Below are 18,698 nucleotides of genomic sequence, written 5' to 3'. Positions count from 1 at the left end.
TTCAAATTTGGCATATTTGAAGGTGTTAATTTGCTTAAAAACATTAAATTTCAAACTAAAATAATGATATGGAATACGATTCTGGTCATCGTTATTATGGCAGGTGTAGTCAGTTTCTTTTATAGTATTGTCGTGGACATGATTAATGAGCGTGAATTAGAAAACTTCAGTGCCATTGCATCAAAAACCGCTTCTCAATATGATTCACTTATATATAATATGGACGTGACCGCTTTAAATATTGCTGCTAATCCCCAAATTGTACGCTATTTCTCAAAGGTGGACAAAGACAAGAGCACCAATTATTTCATTGAGGAGCCTATTGTTGCGTCGCAGATCGTTCAGCTGTTGAACTCGTATAATTTCAAGAAGGATTCCTACTCTCGAATTAATCTGTATAATCAATACAATGATTTTGTATATTCATCATCAGTCAATACGACATTTACGGCAGTCAATAGCTTCTTTAGCAGCAAATATTTTTTAGAGGTGCGGGATCACTTTAATCAAGAAGGTGTGTATTCGATGCACCGCCCGCCTCAAAAGGATTTTTTGAACGATTCACCAACACTGCAAAGCCCGGAAGTATTCTCTGTTATTCGAGAAATTAAAGACTACACCTCTAATAGTTTCAAAAATGGTTACGTGGAAGTACAGCAATCGGTGGAGCGGATTGACGAGATTTTTGGAGATTTGGGTCAGGATAGCTTCGGAATTATATTAAATAGTGATCATCAAATCGTATATTATAGCCCAGCTTTAACTAAAGCGGCGGACATCGAAACACTTCTTAAGTATTTCGATGCAGTTCAGCAAGGAGAAATAGAAAGCGCTATCACGTCGGGGGATGGCAAACTGTTGGCGAACGAGGCGCTTCGTGAAACGGATGGCCGAATTATATTTTTAAAGAATCAATCGACTATACTAAAGCCTTTGTCGCAATTTCGCAGCATCTTAATTACCGTTAGTGTCATCATTCTGTTAGTCGCTATTATTGCACAAAAGGCCATCATTAGCCATCTTACTAGGCCGCTGAAGGATTTATATAAGTCGATTAAAAGAGTATCCATTGATAACCTTGAATTGGATATGCTGACTTACGAAAAAAATGACGAGATTCAGCAAATCAATATCGCTTTTGATCGGATGCTGCAGCAATTGGATGCTTCCATCCAAAATATGGTAGATGCGAAAACGAATGAGCTTCAATCTCATTTATTTGCTCTGCAATCCCAAATGAACCCTCATTTTATCCATAATATACTGACGATTATTTCGATGGAAGCACAAGAGTTTGATCAAATAAAAATAATGAATATTTGTTCAAGACTGTCCAGGATGCTGCATTATTCCTCTTCTATGGGAGATGGATTCTCTACAGTGGCGGAGGAGCTGAAGCACACCTCAAATTATTTATCACTTATGAAAGAGCGTTATGAGGAACTGTTCCAATATACGATCGAGATTGATGAGTCAATTCAAGGCGTCCATATTCCTAAGCTTATTATTCAACCGGTATGTGAGAATAGCTTTAACCACGCTTTTAAAGTGATAGAACCTGATTGGAAATTGAATATTAAAGCGTATTCGAAGGATAAGCAGTGGTTTGTTGAGATAAAAGACAATGGAAAGGGATTTAATGAGGAGTTTCTAAATAAAGTTGAGCTCATGCGTAAGAACGTTAGTATGGAGAATGCGAAGGCAGCATTAGAGAAGCTTGAAATTGGCGGTCTAAGCATCCTTAATATTTATATGCGATTAAGGCTGATTTACGGAGAAGGAATGGTATTCATTTTACGTAATGATGCCGACGGCGCTACAGTTGTATTAGGGGGAGAAATCGAAAATGTTAAGAGTATTGATCGCAGAGGATGAGCTCCCTATATTAAGAGGGATTAAACGGATGATCGAGAAATTAAATCCGCGGTTTGATGTCGTCTATTTGGCAAAAAACGGACAGGAAGCGATGCATTACTTAGAAGACCATCCTATTGATGTGGTATTTACAGATATTAATATGCCAGTATGTGATGGCATTGAATTGATGAGCTATATTTCTGCGAGACATCCAGAAACTTATTCTGTTGTTATTAGCGGATACAACGAATTTAAATACGTGAAACAAGCCATGAAGTATGGAGCAAAAAATTATATTTTGAAGCCTGTGGATGTGAATGAACTAACAGAATTACTCAACATACTAGAGCAGCAATTCATCAAAACGGAGTACGAGCAAAGAAAGCTTCAATACTTCAATGCTTTGTTTAATCCAAACCAGCTGCAGGAATATAATCAGTTGGAGCCGCATTCCTTCATCTTATATGTGTGTGCAGGCTCCATACCTCTGAAAATAAGCGGCGAGGAAGGACTTGCCGGGGAAGTTTTCTATGAAGAAAGCCGATTACTGGAAGACATAAAGCGAATGATCGGAAAACAGGACACAGCCTGGGTGTATCATTCCTTCTCATTAGCTGAATATGCTGTAGTGCTTCAATTGCAAGATCCAGAGAAAATTCAGATCATCGAGGAGCAAATATTATCATATTTGGTTACCGATGATACTATTCCTATTACGGTTGTCATCAGTGAAGAGATTACTCGAATGAGCAGTATGTATCCAATTTATAGTCAACTTCGCAGGCAGATGTATGATTATTCTGTATACGGACATTCCTCCGTAATTAGCAAAAGCAAGAATAAGCGCGTAGATTATATACTTGAGAAGGAGGCTAGCTTACGAATCGGTTATGCGGTTAAAAAGGGAAACTACCCTTTATTCAGCGATGAGATTGTACAATTGAAGGAGAAGCTTATGCAGTTTCTACCTTCTCCCAAAAATTTGATGCATATTCTTGATCAATTATTGCTGATCATGCATCATGAATTGGAAGTGAGTGAGCAGGATTCAACAGAAGTAAATGTGAATGAACTACTGACGAATAATTATGAGTATGATGGGTTATTCGAGGATTTTCTAATCGTCTGCAAAGATGTGATGAATAATAACGGGTTTGAAACACAGGATAAAGATGACCTGATGAGAAGTGTGGATCAATACATCAATGCAAACCTGTCTCAGAACATTTCGATGAAATCCTTATCTCAAAGATTCGGATTGGTAGCCCCGTACCTCAGCAAACTATTCAAAGAATACAAAGGCGTATCGCCTGCACAATATATTCAAACCCTAAGAATGGAATTAGCGAAAAAAATGCTTGTAGAAAACCCGAATATGCTGTCCAAAGATATTTCGGAAATTGTTGGCTATAATGATTCTCTTTATTTCTCCAAAACGTTCAAAAAAAATGTAGGTATGTACCCTTCGGAATATCGAATGCATGCATTATCCGAGCATCAATAAATAATTGAGGATACTGCATGAAAGAAGATGACGCCTACTTTTGCTAGGGTCATCTTCTTTCACGTCTATTGATAGGGTTAGCCTCGCTAAAGCAAGCAATTACAATGGCAAAGCACGCGCTGCTTGATCAGCTATTTAGAACGCAGCCAAACGCTCATTTCACCGGCTTGTCGATTCCCCCATAGGTAATAAGGAATTGCTTTGAAGCGGACAGGTACTCTCTTGTCAGAATATACTTGATAAGGGCCGCTTTCTTTCCAGTTGGAGTCGTCAATGAACATGCCGTCTCCTTCAATGACGATGCAGCCGTCAAGGACATTTTCATCAAAGTATTCTGTTAAGTTGGGCTCATGAGCCAGAGATAGGGAACTTAATGGCGATCCGTTATCCACTTCCTCTACACAGTATACAAGCGGTCCCCTTTGAATAGCTACTTTGCTAGCATTCGCTCTAATTAGCGGGTTCGCGGCTATTAATTTTGCCTCTACCGGGATGATCCATTCTACCGTATCTTCATTAGACCAAGTACGCGCTACTTCTGCATATCCATTTATGACATTGTAAGATTGTGTTACTCCATTCACCTTTAATTCCGGCTGTATATCATGGTACCAATTAGGCACCCGAAGCATTAATCTGAATGCAACGCGATCGTCCTTCTCAGCAAGCGATATTCGGAACTTAACTTGGCCATGCCATGGCAGCTCGGATTGCTGACGTAATGTCACAGGGCTTCCTTTTGTATTAAACGTTATTTCACTGCCAATAAATAAATGAGCATAGACGTCAGTGCCATCTTCCGATATGTCATAGATATAATCATTTAGTGAGCTCAACAGACGTGCCACGTTAGGCGGACAGCATGAGCAGCCAAACCATTTTTGACGAACAGCTTTCACGTGGAATTTATCCGGGCTTTTAGCGCTTGCCTCCGGCCATACCTCAAGCGGATTTACATAGAAGAAATGTTTTCCGTCCTTCGACATGCTGCCTAGCACATTATTAAATAGCGCTCTTTCCATGACGTCGGCGTATTCACTTTTTGCCTCTAATTTTAGCATTCTCTGTGCCCAGAAGATTAAGCCAATCGAAGCGCAGGTCTCCGCATATACGGTGTCATTAGGTAAATCATAGTCAAATGTAAAGGCTTCTCCTAAGTGCGTCGCACCAATGCCCCCTGTGATGTACATTTGCTTTTCTGTCGTATTTTTCCACAGTCGAATACAGGCTTCATGCAATTCTTCATCACCCGAAAGCCGCGCTAAATCAGCCATTGCGGTGTACATATAAACGGCACGGACGGAATGGCCCACAGCAACCGATTGCTCCCGCACAGGCAAATGGGATTGATACACCTCAAGATTAGGCTCTCCCTTTGCCCAAATACACGTTCTGCCACGACGCTCCCATTCCTCAATAAAATAGCTAGGCTGGCTTCCGCGCTCATCGATGAAATAGCTGCTAAGCTCCAAATAGCGTTCTTCTCCCGTCACTTCGTACAGTTTGACCAACGCCAATTCGATTTCCTGATGTCCGCAATATGCACGAATTTGCCCCGGTTTTTTGCCAAACATACTTTCAATCAGATCGGCGAAACGGCAAGAAATATCAAGCAGTTTACGTTTAGACGTTGCTTTATAATAGGCAACCGCAGCTTCAATCAAATGGCCGGCGCAGTAAAGCTCATGGGCTTCATACATATTCGTCCACTGTTTGCCGGGCTCTTGAATCGTAAAATAGGTATTAATATATCCGTTGGGATGCTGGGCTTGACCAATTAGATCTATCGCTTCATCGGCGATTCTTTCTAGCTCCGGGTCTGGATGATTGCGAAGAGAATAGGCGACGGCTTCCAGCCATTTATAAAGATCACTATCCTGGAAAATCCATCCGCCAAATTCACCCTCCTCTAGCCCTGCTGCAATTTTAAAGTTACGAATGGAATGGCTGGGTTCAGCATCTTTAATTCTGTCATTTAGTGCTTCCCACTGATATGGAATGACGGTTGTACGTATTAATTCAGAGTATTCTGTCCAGAACTTATCTGTAAGCTGAGTCTGTATTTTCTGCATGCTAAAAGCCTCCTATAAGCAAAATAGATCTTTTCGTAATTAATTATCTGTTTTACAGTAGTGATATAAAAGCCATAATATAAACATTTTTTTATGAAAAATAACACAAAAGGAGGAAGAGGTCTTGAGTGAAAAAAGCATCGTAGAGCTGAAAACCCCACCTTTTCCCTACTATTTGGATTCTGGATGTTCAAATTTTCAAGTTGGGGATCACCATCCTAATCGAAAAAAATTAGGTTTTTTTGATTTATTGATCATGTTAAAAGGAGAATTGCATATAGGTGAAAATAATCAGCAATGGACATTAAGTGCTGGAGAAACGCTGCTCTTGTTGCCGGATGGAGAGCATTATTCGGTAAAACCATGTGACCAAAACACCATATTCTACTGGGTTCATTTCGGGCATGTGAGAAGAGAGAAGCCACTAATAATGGGCGATAACAGCATTGAGGATAAGCTATATCCCTCCGTTAGGGATACATTATGTTTGCCCAAAACAACACGGCTCGCTCTCCCGCAAGCTGCTTTCAACCTGCTGCAGCAGTTAATTAATTCACCCATTGGGAGTGCCTCTCTAAAGGAACAGCGGCTGTTCTTAGATTTACTCGCCATCCTGGAGGATGAGCCTAATCGAAGTGCGATCTCAGTCACGGATCGTCTAGCAGAAAGTGTGGCAGCCTATATTCAGGAAAATTATCGATCAAAAATTACAAATAAACAAATCGCAGAAGCGTTGCATTTTCATCCCAATTACATTGTGCAATGTATGAGAGCCAAGTATGGTTGCAGTCCTAGTGTTTATTTGCTTCAATATCGTGTGGAGCGTGCGAAGCGTCTGCTTATTACTACGGATTGGTCGATGGAACGAATAGCGGATGAGGTCGGGTTTCTTACTGGGCCGTATTTTTCTACCTGCTTTAAACGTATTGAGGGGCTGTCCCCGTTCCAGTTTCGCAAGCAGTATTTAGCTAACTATTAGTATCAGCCGAAGCTCCTTGCCAATGGTGAAAATCCGGCAGGGAGTCGCGAGAAGGCGGATACAATGGGTTGCACAAACACGGCTATTGCGTTAGCGATAGAGCCGCTGGTGCGACCCGCAGAAGTCAAATACAAATACGTCATCCCAAGGAGACGAGTGCGCGACGCCTGACGTTGCAGACTTTTCGCCAAAGGGATGGCGTATTTGGCATTTAAGCTTAAGTTATTTCCAGTTGTTTAATCCGTTTTCAGGCTTCTAATAGGAACCCTCGATATAATCTGGTGCGTTCTACGCGATAAAACATGCAAAAAAAGTAAGGGAAGACCTTTAATTTTGTAATAGTTATGAATACGCTTACCTTCTATAATTTACTAAGTCAGGAGGTGATAGGGAGTACGCTGTGCAATTCGACACAGGACAAGCTAGGCACCACAGAAGCAATCGGCAAGTAGAGACAAGCAAAAAATATTGGGAGGTAATTTATATGTTTAAGTTCAAAAAGAAAATCCTCACGGCAGTTCTTGCGGCTTCAATGAGTTTTGGCATGTTTGCAGCCATTTCAAATGCAGCGACAGATTATTGGCAAAATTGGACCGACGGCGGCGGAACCGTGAATGCTGTCAATGGATCAGGTGGCAATTACAGTGTGACATGGTCAAATACCGGGAATTTTGTTGTTGGCAAGGGCTGGAATACAGGATCGCCGAATAGGGTAATCAACTATAATGCCGGTGTCTGGGCGCCGTCCGGCAATGGATATTTGACGCTCTATGGATGGACGAGAAACTCGCTCATCGAGTATTACGTAGTTGACAGCTGGGGCACATATCGGCCTACCGGAACGCATAAGGGCACTGTGACCAGCGATGGGGGCACGTATGACATCTATACGACGATGCGGTACAATGCGCCTTCCATTGACGGTACACAGACCTTCCAACAGTATTGGAGTGTAAGACAGTCGAAGAGACCGACTGGAAACAACGTCGCTATCACGTTTAGCAATCATGTTAACGCATGGAAGAGCAAAGGAATGAATCTGGGAAGCAACTGGTCTTATCAGGTGCTGGCAACAGAGGGATATCAAAGTAGCGGGAGCTCTAACGTAACGGTATGGTAATAGCTCAACTGCTAATTGCAAGCAGGATCATTGACGGGCATTAGGCCGTTTCTAGAATGTTGAGAAATTCCAATGATCATTCATAATGCAAAGGCCTGCCGTCTCCAAAGACGGCGGCCTTATATATTTCAACAAAGGATTCGGCGATTTATGGACTGTAACGTACGATCACTTTCCCTATGTTTAAAGGAGACCTATCCATGAGAAAACAATTCATATCCTCTTTAGTAGCGATCATATTTGTGCTTAGCGCTTGTTCGCAAGAAAAACCTGAAAAGAATGCAATGCCTGTAAAGAATGATAGTTTAATATTCGTTCAGGGCGGAGCTTTTATAAATAAAAATTCCAACTATTATGGCAGGAAGGAAGCTATATCAAGTTTTTATATCGGTAAATATGAGGTGACGCAGAAAGAGTGGATGGAGGTCATGGGAAGCAACCCCTCAGGATTCCAAGGCGATCATTTGCCGGTAGAGATGGTAAGCTGGTACGACGCTGTTGAGTACTGTAATCAACGCAGTATTCAAGAGGGCTTGGAACCTTATTACAATATAAACAAGAATAAAGTGGATCGGAATAATAAGAGTGAGCATGATCCTATAAAATGGACAGTAACGATCAATGTAGAGGCTAATGGTTATCGATTGCCGACGGAAGCCGAGTGGGAATATGCGGCAAGTGGAGGCCAGGCTAGTAAAAGCTACACCTATAGCGGAAACAATAATGCAGATGAAGTGGCATGGTATTGGAGAAATGCAGGCGATAAGTACTTATCCGGAGATTGGAATTGGCCCAAAATAGAAAGCAACAAAAACAAAACAAAATCTGCGGGCGGCAAGAAGCCCAACGAGCTAGGGCTTTACGATATGTCAGGGAATGTCAGGGAATGGTGCTGGGACTGGTACGGAGAGGATAATTTGGATAGCGATAATGGAGCTTTTCGAGTGGTGAAGGGCGGTGGTTGGATCGGTGACGTCAAGAACAATGAAATATCCTTTCGGGGCAAGTTCGAGGCTAGCGGCTTCGGGCCTGATCAAGGCTTCCGCGTAGTGCGTGGAGAGTAGACGGGGATGAGCTACATTGATAATCAATAAAATAATAAAGACGCTCGACAAATGAATTTGAGCGTCTTTAGATCGTTCCTTTCACAAGGAGATCAATCCTAAATCAAAGGAGAACCTGGATAAGGTTGTTTGGGAGCCCTTACCTATCGAATAGCCGTAAGGAAGAGTCTCAATAGGGCATAGGCATCTTTGATTTCAATCGACATTCCAGTTTGGCCACGTTCAATATCGGCGCAAAATTTAGGGACACGACCTATTCGTTCTGCAAAATCCTCTTGAGAAATCTCCAGAGCCTTTCGCCGAGAGCGGATACGTTCACCTACAGCTTTTTTATCGTAATCACTCATATTTACTCTTAGTGTTTCCCCGATTTTGTACAAATACGTATGTTCATACGAATTAATCAATGATAATCATCGTCTTGATTTAAATAAGGAGATGAGTGGATGAAAGAGTGGAGTGAATTATTTGAGGTTGAAAAACAAAAGTTAAATCAACTAGGCAACGAATCTTTGACGGATGGAATTCCGTTGCACGAAAACGACGCGCTACAAGATCAAAGTAGAAGAGTGGATGAACTGATTGTCCAGCTACACAAACGGGTTAGACTTAAACGGCGTTCAAGATAAACTCGAATGGTTAGAGGGGGGTATGGCTGGAATCGAGCGTTATCCTAAACTGAGTAAGCTTCGTAGTGAAGAAGGCTTGGCTTTCGAGGCTATCTTTTCTGGTGCGGATCGAACGAAGAGGAGTAGAAAATGAACATTTATACATACTATGATTTACCATATACTAAATTCGTGAGCCGCATGATAGAATCAGGAAGTGCACAACCTGTTGACGTGATTCAAATGACAGCATAGGTTGATTCTTAGAGAGATTGGACGGAGTGTTAGATGAAAAAAAGAATTACGGACATGTCCTCACTCATCGTGGGGGCTTTCTTGTTTGCGCTTGCGGTGAATTTATTTGTCATCCCCAATGATCTGGGCGAAGGCGGGGTTACGGGGCTGACCATCATTTTCTACTATTTGTTCGGCTGGTCACCGGGGCTGATGAACCTGATCCTGAACGGGATACTGCTCATTGTCGGCTATAAATTCCTGGATAAGAAAACCATGCTCTATACAATTATTGCCGTGGTGCTCAATTCGATTTTCCTGCATTTGACGGCGGGGTGGAGTATTGATTCCAATGAGCTGTGGATCAACACAATCTTCGGCGGAATATTCGCCGGGGCTGGGATCGGCCTGATTGTCCGCGTGGGCGGTACAACGGCAGGAAGTGTCATTCTAGCGAGGATTACCAACAAGTATCTCGATTGGAACATCAGCTATGGGCTTTTGTTCTTTGATCTGATTGTAGCCTGCTCCTCGGTTTTCATTATTGGAGCCAAAGGCTTGATGAGCACGATTGTATTGCTGTTTACCGCTACCAAAGTGATGGATTTTATCATTGAAGGGCTCAATCCCAAGAAGGCGGTCACCATTATTTCTGCCAAGCAGGATCAAATTGCGCGCCATGTAGTTGACAAGATGGATCGCGGGGTAACCGTGCTGTCCGGATACGGATATTATACGAAGGATACCAAAGAAATTCTGTATATCATCATCTGCAAGAAGGAGGTTCCTACGCTCAAAGAGATTGTCCGCGCCGAGGATATGAATGCATTTATTACGATCCAGGATGTTCGCGATGTCTTTGGTGAGGGCTTCCTTAAGCTATCCAAGTAACAGATTATGCCCAGCCGCTTCCCCCTATAGAGAGGGGGATAGCGGCCAATAGCTTGCGTTCTAAGCCATCCCTAAATCCAATCCCACCCCGAGCGACTTTGCTTTCTCCACCCAGTAGGCTGCTGTGGCGATATCGAACACGGCCATCCCCATTGGGCAAAATAAAACAGACTCATCCGCGGCAAGTTTCCCCAGAGCACCTCGGCACACGACATCGGCCAGCGAACATGTATCGTTCTTCGTAAGTCCCCGTTCCAGGTGCAGCAGCTCAATATCGGTATTTTCACGGCATACCTCATCCCAATCATCGACGACAACGAACTGTATTTGCTCCAGAGCCGCTGCTTTATAATCGCGTAGCGACACATCAAGCAACAGACTGCCAGCAAGCGGTGGCTGGTCGATGTAACGATCATCGCTAACAGTACACGTTATGATGACGTTGCAGTTGCTGTAAAGCTCCTCCCAGCTTTCGGCTAGCCGTGTGCGCCTGCGGTAGCTTGCATCGGCTTCTTGGATAATCGGCGTCTCCGGCTTAAGCGCTTTAATATCGTAGATAAGAATCTCGTCAATCCATTCTCCGAACAGCTTTCCGCACATGTCATAATGATGCTGGCCAATCGGTCCGAAGCCAATGATGCCAATTCGTATCCGCTTTACAACAGGGCGTGCTTGCAAAAAATGACGCAGCATGACCGCACTCACGGCAACCGTTCTGGCCACGCTCGGCAGCGGGGAGTTCAGCATGGCGTAAGGAACGCCTGTATCGGGTTTATTCAGCAATAGCACGCTATGGGCTCGGGGCAGTCCGTTCAACGTATTGCCGGGAAAACTGGCGATCCATTTCAGGCCTGCTGCCTGTACTGCTCCCCCAGCGTAGGCGGGCATCGCAATGATTCGGTTAGCCGGATTGCCGTAGCGGAGATAAGGCTTAATGGGCTGCGCATAGTCGCCTGAATCCATAAGGCGCAGCGCCGCGACAATACGGCTCTCCAGTTCCCCCCAGCAGTGCCCGATGGCCTGCAGATGGTTATTGTCCAAATATAGCATGGGCCTGCCCCTTTCTATTTATGAAGATCGAATGAAGAAAGGTCTGCGTTTAGATGCTGCGCTACCCACTCTTCGTTATACACCGTATCCATATACCGCTCGCCGCGGTCATGAAGAATTACGGCGCATACTGAACCATCCGGTATTTCGTGGAACAACACTTCTTTAAGGGCATATATAACCGCACCCGAAGAAGGGCCAGCGAGGATGGCTTCATGCTGTACAAGCATGCGGCAGCCCGCAGCCATATCGGCTTCCTTGACCTGAATGGCGTAGTCGGTAAATTTGCTTTGGTTAAACGGGGGAACGATGCCGGCGCCAAGGCCGGGGAAGAAGCGCTTGCCTTTTGTTCCGCCAAGTATGACGCTTCCGACCGCATCGACGGCGACGATTTTAGTATCCAACCGCTGTTCCTTGATGAAGGTTGCGCAGCCCAGCATTGTCCCGCAGGTGCTGAGGCCGCCTACAACATAATCGACTTGGCCCAGCTCGGCGGCAATTTCCCGCATTGTTCCGTCCCGATGTGATAAGTAGTTGTTTTCATTCCCGTATTGGTTGGGCCAGAAGCTGTTCGGGATACGCTGAACAAGGTGCTTGACCTTGTTCAGCCTGGCCGGCAAAAACTCGCCGGTTATGGGGTCAGGCTGCTGTACCAATTCGATTTCGGCCCCATAGGCTCGCATGATGCGAATATTTTGAGCCGTTGTTTTTGGATCGACAACGCTAATAAAGCGCATACCGAGCTGGGAGCAGATGGCAGCCAGACTGATCGCCATATTGCCCGAGCTGGATTCGATAATGACCGAGCCTGGGCCGATCAAGCCCTTCTCCAGCGCAGCGGAAATCATACGCGCTGCAGGACGATCTTTGGCGCTGCCGTTTGGATTCAGCATTTCAAGCTTGGCATGGACGGCAATACCGCGTTCGTTCGCAAACAACCGGGAGAGCTGGACAAGCGGGGTATTGCCGATGCAAGAAAGCCAATCTTTGGTCATGGATGGCATTACGCCTCCTAGCTATACAATTTTTTAGACTTCACCGAACAGTTCGCTTGGTGAAAGGATTCATTCTCATTCACGGAAATTACTTCAATACGATCAAGCATATGGTTTTCGATCATCAGTCCGATCGCTTCAATCGTATGCTCTATCGCATGACGGATGGAGCTTAGCAGTTCATTATTAAGCGATTCGCTGCGTATGCGGACGGTCAGCTTGTTGTCACTTACGCTGACGCGCAGTTCGGCATCCTGGACGTAGCTGTGCACGACATGCTCGATGTCGTATAAGCTGATTTTCTCGCCATGCTTGAGCTCGCTGCCGATTCGCTTGGAAATACACGTAAATGCCTGCCGCATCACGCCGTCAATTTCCATGGTGCGGAAATCGCGCACTACATCGTAGGTGACATAACGGATGACAGGGAACAAGCTGCGCTTGCTGGAGGTTAATACGAGTACGCCCTCGCTGTCCTCCAGCGGCTCGAAGCCTGGATCGAGCTGTTCGGAGGGGATCGTCTCCGCGATGATCCCGTCAGCGAACAGATAGGCCCCATGCTGATGGGAATAGGAGGCGATCGCCCCAACCTCGATGGAGCCATACGTATCGAGAATATCCTGCGCTCCGATGTCGAAGCGAGCTGCCATATTGGCCTGCCAGGAGGGGGAAGCCATTTCTCCGACGAGAATGATTTTGCGAATGCCAAGCGCGGCAGGGTTTTGGGCGGCCCGGGCAATGGCTTCCAGAATGGAAGGCATCGTATACAGCAGCTCAGGCTTGAATGCGTTAATCTGGGCGATATGCTCTTCAATAGGCACCGAGAAGGAGATGGATTCCGTCTGCAGGCCCAACTCGCGAAAAATCGCATTGGCGGTGCTCGCCGCATGTCCGGTGCCCACATCCGAAAAAGCCTTGCTTATCCGCAAAGGACTGGATGCAAGCCATGTACGGTAGCAGGCGATCTTGGCATTCCGATAGTGCTTCTCATCCTCCGGGGAATAATAGATCGTTTTGCGTATTCCGGTAGAGGTTCCGGATGTCCGGTAGGCTGTAAGGCCGGCCTCTGTCCGCGGCTCTTGTTGATAATAGATCTTATATAGGCGATCCTCGGTCAGGAGCGGGAGCCCGAACAAGGCCGTATTCTGGGGCGGAATGCCCAGCTCATTTAACAAATCGCCGTAACCGGGATGCAACTGAATGATGCGAGCCAGTTGTTGTTGAAGCGAGGGAGTGAGCATCTTCTCTAGACCTCCTAAACATAGTAATGGACACAGCTTCATTCAGCTGCCAATTAGTAAAGCATATGGCGGTTCGGTTCATCTGGTGCCGACAACAGCCTACATCCATTTTTTTGATTGGTACGTATGCTAGGAGTAAATGAGAAATGGAGGGATCGAATGAGGCATCGCCGGAAGGATAAATGGAGCAAGGACGTAATTATGCGGAAGGAAACCATGCTGCGGCAGCATATGCCGCCGGCAAGAATCGCCACGAAGGAGCGACTGCTCAGCATGCTATTGAAGTACGGCATGGTCTACGTGAAGCCAGTTAGCGGGTCGAAGGGACGGGGCGTCATGAGGGTAGAGATGCGCAAATTCGGAGAGCGGAGATATGCATACCAGCTTGGCGAGCGTAAGCGGGCATTCGCAACCTATGACCAGGCCTACGCCGCTATAAGCAAGGAGATGAAGGGCGAGCGGTATGTCGTTCAGAAGGGGATTTGGCTGCTTAAGCATAGAGGGCGTCCATTCGATATCAGGCTGATGATTCAGCGGACGCCTTGGGGCGGGTTTGAAACGACCGGCACGTTTACCAGAGTGGCACATCCCCGTAAAATCGTGACGAATGGAAGTCAGGGCGGTACGATTTATGCAACCGATGACGTATTGCGCCAGTTTGCCGGAGCGGTAAAACGCAAGGAATTGTACCGCCGCATGGATGATCTTGCCCACCGAACCGTGAAGCGGCTGCGGGGCGCATTTTCTGGCATTAAGGAGCTTGGCCTCGATTATGCCATCGACAGCAGCCTAAAGCCGTGGATTCTTGAAGTGAACACATTGCCTGATGCGGCTCCATTCACGCTGCTGAAGGATCAGAGTGTCGTTCGGCGGATCGTCCGGTATGGCAAAGCATACGGTAAGACTTATAAGCTGGTTTGCAAAAAAGCCAAACGCGGCCTATAGCCGCCGGAGTTTACGGCAGAATAAATCTGTCCTTAAACATCTAGAAGCAACGCCAAGAAGGATAATTTCAACATACCTGTAAATGGAAGCCGGGGCGATAGATTCTGGCTTCTTTCCGTCTATATAATCGTGCTTGCGTTCCTGCTCGTAATACTTTCGCCCTGTTCGCCAGCTTCCAAATCAACGACAATACATTCAGACGCAGCAAGGTTATTAATATGTAAGTTAGGAGTAGGTTCAAATGGCGATAGTGCAGGTGAGCTCCACCAACCCCCAGTTTTCATTCTTGATTAAGAAAAATCCGCATTCCGGCATGATGCTTCGTTCGATCCGCAAGGGCATGGCCTACGGCTGGTACTCTAATGAGCAGAGCTACAACGTATATTTCAAGGATGCCGATAATGAAATTTCCTACAAGCAGCATGAGCAGGAGAACTTTGAATATTTGAATGTATCCAGATATAACACGCCTTTATTTCCGCTAAATGCGATAAATGAATTTTTCTCAGCGCCCCTAAAGGTTCAGGATGATAGAGACATAGAAGGGTACGAGCATACCTTCTTCATCAACATGATACATATTGAATTGCTGCGGTATGTTGAGTTTTTCGAGAAGCATTTGAAGGATTTTTCTTTCGAAATCGTACATCGGGCTCATAAGAGTTTTTCGCTTACAGTTACAACGAAGAAAAGCCTGTATCAACTCCTTCATGCCGTAAGTGTGCTGTGCCTATTCCTCTCGATGTTCGGCAACGAATACATTGATATTTCGGACAGCATTCTGGATAAGTACATCAAGAGTGTGAATGTGATGGATGCACCGTTTTATATTCGCAGCTTGTTTGTGCGCAATTTCTTGTCTTCTCGGGCTCGGTTTCAAAAGTATAAGGCGGAGCTAGAAAAAACGGAGCGATACGATATTCAGTTTGCTTATGGAGGAACAGCGCTGCAAAGGAGAAATTATATCGGCAGCGAGTTGACCTTCGATAAGCCGATTTTAGATGTGGGCTGTGGAGAAGGCTACTATGCCATTTCCTTTGCCGGCAAAATCGAGGGCAGCTACTATGCGGTCGATATCAACGAAGAGGTGCTGGAGAAGGTAAAGCATAAAGCCGAAGCTAAACAGCTTGACAACATCATTACCCTTGGCTCCATTGATCAGTTCCTGGAATGCTACAACGATGAAGTCGTGGATGTGATTTTAACAGAGGTGATCGAGCATATGAATGAAGCCGAGGCAAAACAACTGATTCATCAAATTTGCAGGCATGTTGATTTTGATCGCTTCATTATTACAACGCCCAACGCTGATTTCAACCGTTATTACGAATTAAGCGGCTTCCGGCATGACGATCACAAGTGGGAGATGGGGGAATTTTTCGGCAATGGATGTGTGATGTGGTTCAGAAGACGGGGACAAATCTACATGCCGAATTTGTAGCTGTTGGAGACGGCGTCAACAATATCAGGACTACGCAGGGCGTAATTATTAAGAAAAGGGGGGCCTGACCAGTGGATATCCAAACGAGGGTTCATACGATTTTCATGCTGATCGGGTCTACAGAGTGCGGCAAGACGACATTTGCCACGGAAGTATTGATTCCCGGACTGCGTTTTGAGGATGGCAGTCGGCAGGCTAAGGCCAACATTCAATATTTGTCCTCCGACCAGATTCGCCAGGAGGTGCTGGGGTACGAATACGATAAGTATGATCAGCTCATGCTTGAGGCTAGCGAGCAAGCGTTTCATTTGCTATTTGAAAGATTGAAGATGGCGACGTCATTTCCGATCAATGCGGAGTTTGTCGTTGTTGATACAACCGGGTTGTCTGAGGATTTTCGGGCAAAGGTGAAGGAAATTGCGTTTCAGAATAACTATAATCTCGAAGTGATTGTCTTCGATTATAGACGGCGAGATGATTATTATGCATCGGAGCGCTCCAAGAAGCTGATTGCGAACCATATCAATCGGTTGAAGAAGGACGTTCTTGGTTCGTTGGCTCGAGAGGGATATGGCAAGATCCATAAGGTGCGCGCTAAAGATTTTTATTTGATTGAAGAAGGCAAGGCCAATCCGGAATACAACATTATTATTGAGGATTTGGACGCTTACTTGGCAACGATACTCCCTCAGGATCAACAATATATTATTATTGGCGACGTTCATGAATGTGTGGATGATCTGCAAGGGCTCTTGCTCGATTATGGGTATAAGATCGATGAGGGCAGGCTTATTGTGACGGATAAGCTGAAGCGCACCAAAATTGTTCTGCTCGGGGACTGGATCGACAAAGGCAAACAAACTAAAGAAATCATTCACTTTCTGCATAATAACGAGGAGCATTTTTACTTTGTGCTGGGGAATCACGAGAATTTCGTTGCTAAATATTTGAAGGGGGACATTGCTGGCGTCGATCAGGAGCTGCTCCATACGTATTTTGACTCGACTGCAGTTCTGATGAACGACTTGGAATTGCTGCAAAAATTTCAGTATCTAGTCTCGATTTCAAAGCCATTTTATCGATATGTGGGAGTACGAGGGCCGTCCTTCTATGTGACCCATGCCCCATGCCGCAATAAGTACATCGGGAAGCTGGATGCGAATTCCGTCCGCAATCAACGGAACTTTCGAATTGATCGAGAAGCGCCGCTGGAGGAGCAGCTGGCTTTTCTGCAGAAGGAATCCGTCAAGAATCACCCTTACCATGTGTTCGGGCATATTGCTGCCAAGCGGGCTTTCCGCATGAAGAATAAAATTCACATCGACACGGGCAGTGTGCACGGCAACCTGCTGACTTCGGTCAGAATCTCGGATAGACTGTTTATGAAGTCCCGGAAGTCCAGTCAAACGGTGATTACCGAGGAACTCCAAACGCTGTTCAAGGAGGAGCGAAAGGTAACCATACGAGACCTTGGGGAGGATGACATCCGCAGACTCCGCTACTGCTCACGAAACAAAATCAATTTCATTTCGGGCACGATGTCCCCGGCAGATAAAAATATGGAGACAAATGAACTGGAATCCTTGAAGCGTGGGCTCGATTATTTTAGGGAGCACGGTATTCAGCAGGTTGTCCTGCAGCCTAAATATATGGGATCAAGGTGCAATATTTATCTGCACAAGGAACTAGAGCAGTGCTTCGCAGTGAGCCGGAACGGTTATAAAATCAAGCGTGCGGATTTAACGGGAATATACGGCAGGCTTCTGCTGAAGTTCGGCTGTTATATGGAAGAGCATAAGATAGCCATGCTGGTTCTTGATGGAGAGCTTATGCCGTGGAAGGCGCTGGGCGAGGGATTGATCGAGCGGCAATTCAAACCGATTGAGAGAGCGCTGGAGACGGAGCTTGCATTCCTGGCGCAAAACGGTTTTGAGGATGCCTGCCATAAGCTCATAGCCGAATATGAGAACAGTGGATTTGAGAAGGATCACCACCATATGGCCAAGTCTGTTTTGAGCGACAAATATGGTTCCAGTGTGTATCAAACTTATAAATACGTCCATGAGATCCGGGATACTTACGTTCCTCTATCCGAACATCAGGCGGCCTATCAAACTTACAAAAGGCAATTGGAATTGTATGCGAAAGACGAGGCTATGGAGTATAAGCCGTTTACCGTTCTGAAAATTGTATATGAGGATGGAAAGGAACAAGTTCCCGACTGGAAAACCTCTGAGATGTACGCTTTTGTGTCGGAGGACGAGGCGCTCATGCTGAACTTGTCTGAGACGGGCTATCTGGAGCAGGCAGAAAAGTTCTTTTCCAAGCTGACATTGGATAACCATATGGAAGGGGTCGTCATCAAACCAGAGGCATGGAGCGGAAATACCGTGCCTTATATGAAGGTGCGGAATCCGGATTATCTGTCGATCATTTACGGATATGACTATAAGTTCCCGCATAAGTACCGCAAGCTGGTCAAGCAAAAGAGTATTCACTCAAAGCTTCGCACCTCGCTAAGCGAATATAAGTTTGGCATGCGAATGCTCGCGGTGCCGTTTGGCGAGATTGCGCCAGAAAACGAGGTTTATCAAGAGATTGCTGCTAACCTGCTGTTTGAAGTCGCGCAGGAGCGGGAAATCGATCCCCGCTTATAATCGCAAAGGTGTCCGAATCTACAAAAGATTCGGACACCTT

At 45.5% G+C, this 18,698-nt stretch carries 14 protein-coding genes and 1 pseudogene; 10 read left to right on the top strand and 5 right to left on the bottom strand.

Going from position 1 to position 18,698, the window contains the following annotated elements:
* The first annotated feature begins 30 nt into the window (after positions 1 to 30).
* Together CZ379_RS25100 and CZ379_RS25095 are read left to right on the top strand one after the other, a co-directional pair.
* Entirely contained in the window at positions 31 to 1,875 is a 1,845-nt protein-coding gene (locus tag CZ379_RS25100; RefSeq protein ID WP_110934124.1) for a sensor histidine kinase, read from the top strand.
* A complete protein-coding gene (locus CZ379_RS25095; protein ID WP_110934123.1) occupies positions 1,847 to 3,361 on the top strand; it encodes a response regulator transcription factor in 1,515 nt (504 codons plus the stop codon). The genes CZ379_RS25100 and CZ379_RS25095 overlap by 29 nt, the downstream gene beginning before the upstream one ends.
* Positions 3,362 to 3,492: 131 nt before the next feature.
* Here the strand turns inward: CZ379_RS25095 and CZ379_RS25090 are convergent, their stop codons facing one another.
* A complete protein-coding gene (locus CZ379_RS25090; protein ID WP_110934122.1) occupies positions 3,493 to 5,433 on the bottom strand; it encodes a glycoside hydrolase family 127 protein in 1,941 nt (646 codons plus the stop codon).
* 124 nt (positions 5,434 to 5,557) lie between these two features.
* Between CZ379_RS25090 and CZ379_RS25085 the strand changes: the two genes are divergently transcribed.
* The 3 genes from CZ379_RS25085 to CZ379_RS25075 all read left to right on the top strand — a co-directional run bounded on the left by CZ379_RS25085 (position 5,558) and on the right by CZ379_RS25075 (position 8,596).
* Positions 5,558 to 6,412: a helix-turn-helix transcriptional regulator gene (locus CZ379_RS25085; protein ID WP_110934121.1), complete on the top strand. Its 855-nt coding sequence runs from the start codon at positions 5,558 to 5,560 to the stop codon at positions 6,410 to 6,412.
* 484 nt (positions 6,413 to 6,896) lie between these two features.
* Entirely contained in the window at positions 6,897 to 7,532 is a 636-nt protein-coding gene (locus tag CZ379_RS25080) for a glycoside hydrolase family 11 protein (RefSeq protein WP_110934120.1), read from the top strand.
* Between the two features lie 200 nt (positions 7,533 to 7,732).
* Complete coding sequence (locus CZ379_RS25075) at positions 7,733 to 8,596, top strand: formylglycine-generating enzyme family protein (protein WP_110934119.1); 864 nt, start codon at positions 7,733 to 7,735, stop codon at positions 8,594 to 8,596.
* Positions 8,597 to 8,739: 143 nt separating this feature from the next.
* On the opposite strand, the gene CZ379_RS25070 is transcribed toward CZ379_RS25075, so the two are convergent.
* Complete coding sequence (locus CZ379_RS25070) at positions 8,740 to 8,943, bottom strand: helix-turn-helix transcriptional regulator (RefSeq protein WP_110934118.1); 204 nt, start codon at positions 8,941 to 8,943, stop codon at positions 8,740 to 8,742.
* 99 nt (positions 8,944 to 9,042) lie between these two features.
* Here CZ379_RS25070 and CZ379_RS25065 point away from each other — a divergent pair, with 99 nt between their 5' ends.
* Together CZ379_RS25065 and CZ379_RS25060 are read left to right on the top strand one after the other, a co-directional pair.
* The gene (locus tag CZ379_RS25065; RefSeq protein ID WP_110934117.1) at positions 9,043 to 9,225 is read left to right on the top strand and encodes a hypothetical protein; all 183 of its coding nucleotides are present in this window, start codon (positions 9,043 to 9,045) and stop codon (positions 9,223 to 9,225) included.
* A gap of 267 nt (positions 9,226 to 9,492) precedes the next feature.
* The gene (locus tag CZ379_RS25060; RefSeq protein WP_110934116.1) at positions 9,493 to 10,329 is read left to right on the top strand and encodes a YitT family protein; all 837 of its coding nucleotides are present in this window, start codon (positions 9,493 to 9,495) and stop codon (positions 10,327 to 10,329) included.
* A 60-nt stretch (positions 10,330 to 10,389) separates the two neighbouring features.
* Here the strand turns inward: CZ379_RS25060 and CZ379_RS25055 are convergent, their stop codons facing one another.
* The 3 genes from CZ379_RS25055 to CZ379_RS25045 are packed head-to-tail and all read right to left on the bottom strand — an operon-like array spanning position 10,390 to position 13,615.
* The gene (locus CZ379_RS25055; RefSeq protein ID WP_110934115.1) at positions 10,390 to 11,379 is read right to left on the bottom strand and encodes a 2,3-diaminopropionate biosynthesis protein SbnB; all 990 of its coding nucleotides are present in this window, start codon (positions 11,377 to 11,379) and stop codon (positions 10,390 to 10,392) included.
* Between the two features lie 14 nt (positions 11,380 to 11,393).
* Positions 11,394 to 12,374: a 2,3-diaminopropionate biosynthesis protein SbnA gene (sbnA, locus tag CZ379_RS25050; RefSeq protein WP_110934114.1), complete on the bottom strand. Its 981-nt coding sequence runs from the start codon at positions 12,372 to 12,374 to the stop codon at positions 11,394 to 11,396.
* Positions 12,375 to 12,391: 17 nt separating this feature from the next.
* Complete coding sequence (locus CZ379_RS25045) at positions 12,392 to 13,615, bottom strand: phenylacetate--CoA ligase family protein (protein ID WP_110934113.1); 1,224 nt, start codon at positions 13,613 to 13,615, stop codon at positions 12,392 to 12,394.
* A gap of 159 nt (positions 13,616 to 13,774) precedes the next feature.
* On the opposite strand from CZ379_RS25045, the gene CZ379_RS25040 reads away from it, so the two are divergent.
* From CZ379_RS25040 to CZ379_RS25030, 3 genes and pseudogenes are all read left to right on the top strand, one after another.
* Positions 13,775 to 14,560, top strand: a complete 786-nt coding sequence (locus CZ379_RS25040; protein WP_110934112.1) for a YheC/YheD family protein — start codon at positions 13,775 to 13,777, stop codon at positions 14,558 to 14,560.
* Between the two features lie 241 nt (positions 14,561 to 14,801).
* A pseudogene (locus CZ379_RS25035) lies at positions 14,802 to 16,069 on the top strand (class I SAM-dependent methyltransferase).
* Positions 16,070 to 16,072: 3 nt separating this feature from the next.
* Complete coding sequence (locus CZ379_RS25030; RefSeq protein WP_110934111.1) at positions 16,073 to 18,658, top strand: metallophosphoesterase; 2,586 nt, start codon at positions 16,073 to 16,075, stop codon at positions 18,656 to 18,658.
* Positions 18,659 to 18,698: the final 40 nt, after the last annotated feature.

It is taken from the genome of Paenibacillus bouchesdurhonensis (assembly GCF_900155685.1).
GTDB classification, from domain to species: Bacteria; Bacillota; Bacilli; order Paenibacillales; family Paenibacillaceae; genus Fontibacillus; species Fontibacillus bouchesdurhonensis.
Note: the sequence above shows the minus strand (reverse complement) of the source record. Positions and strands in the feature narration are given on the sequence as shown.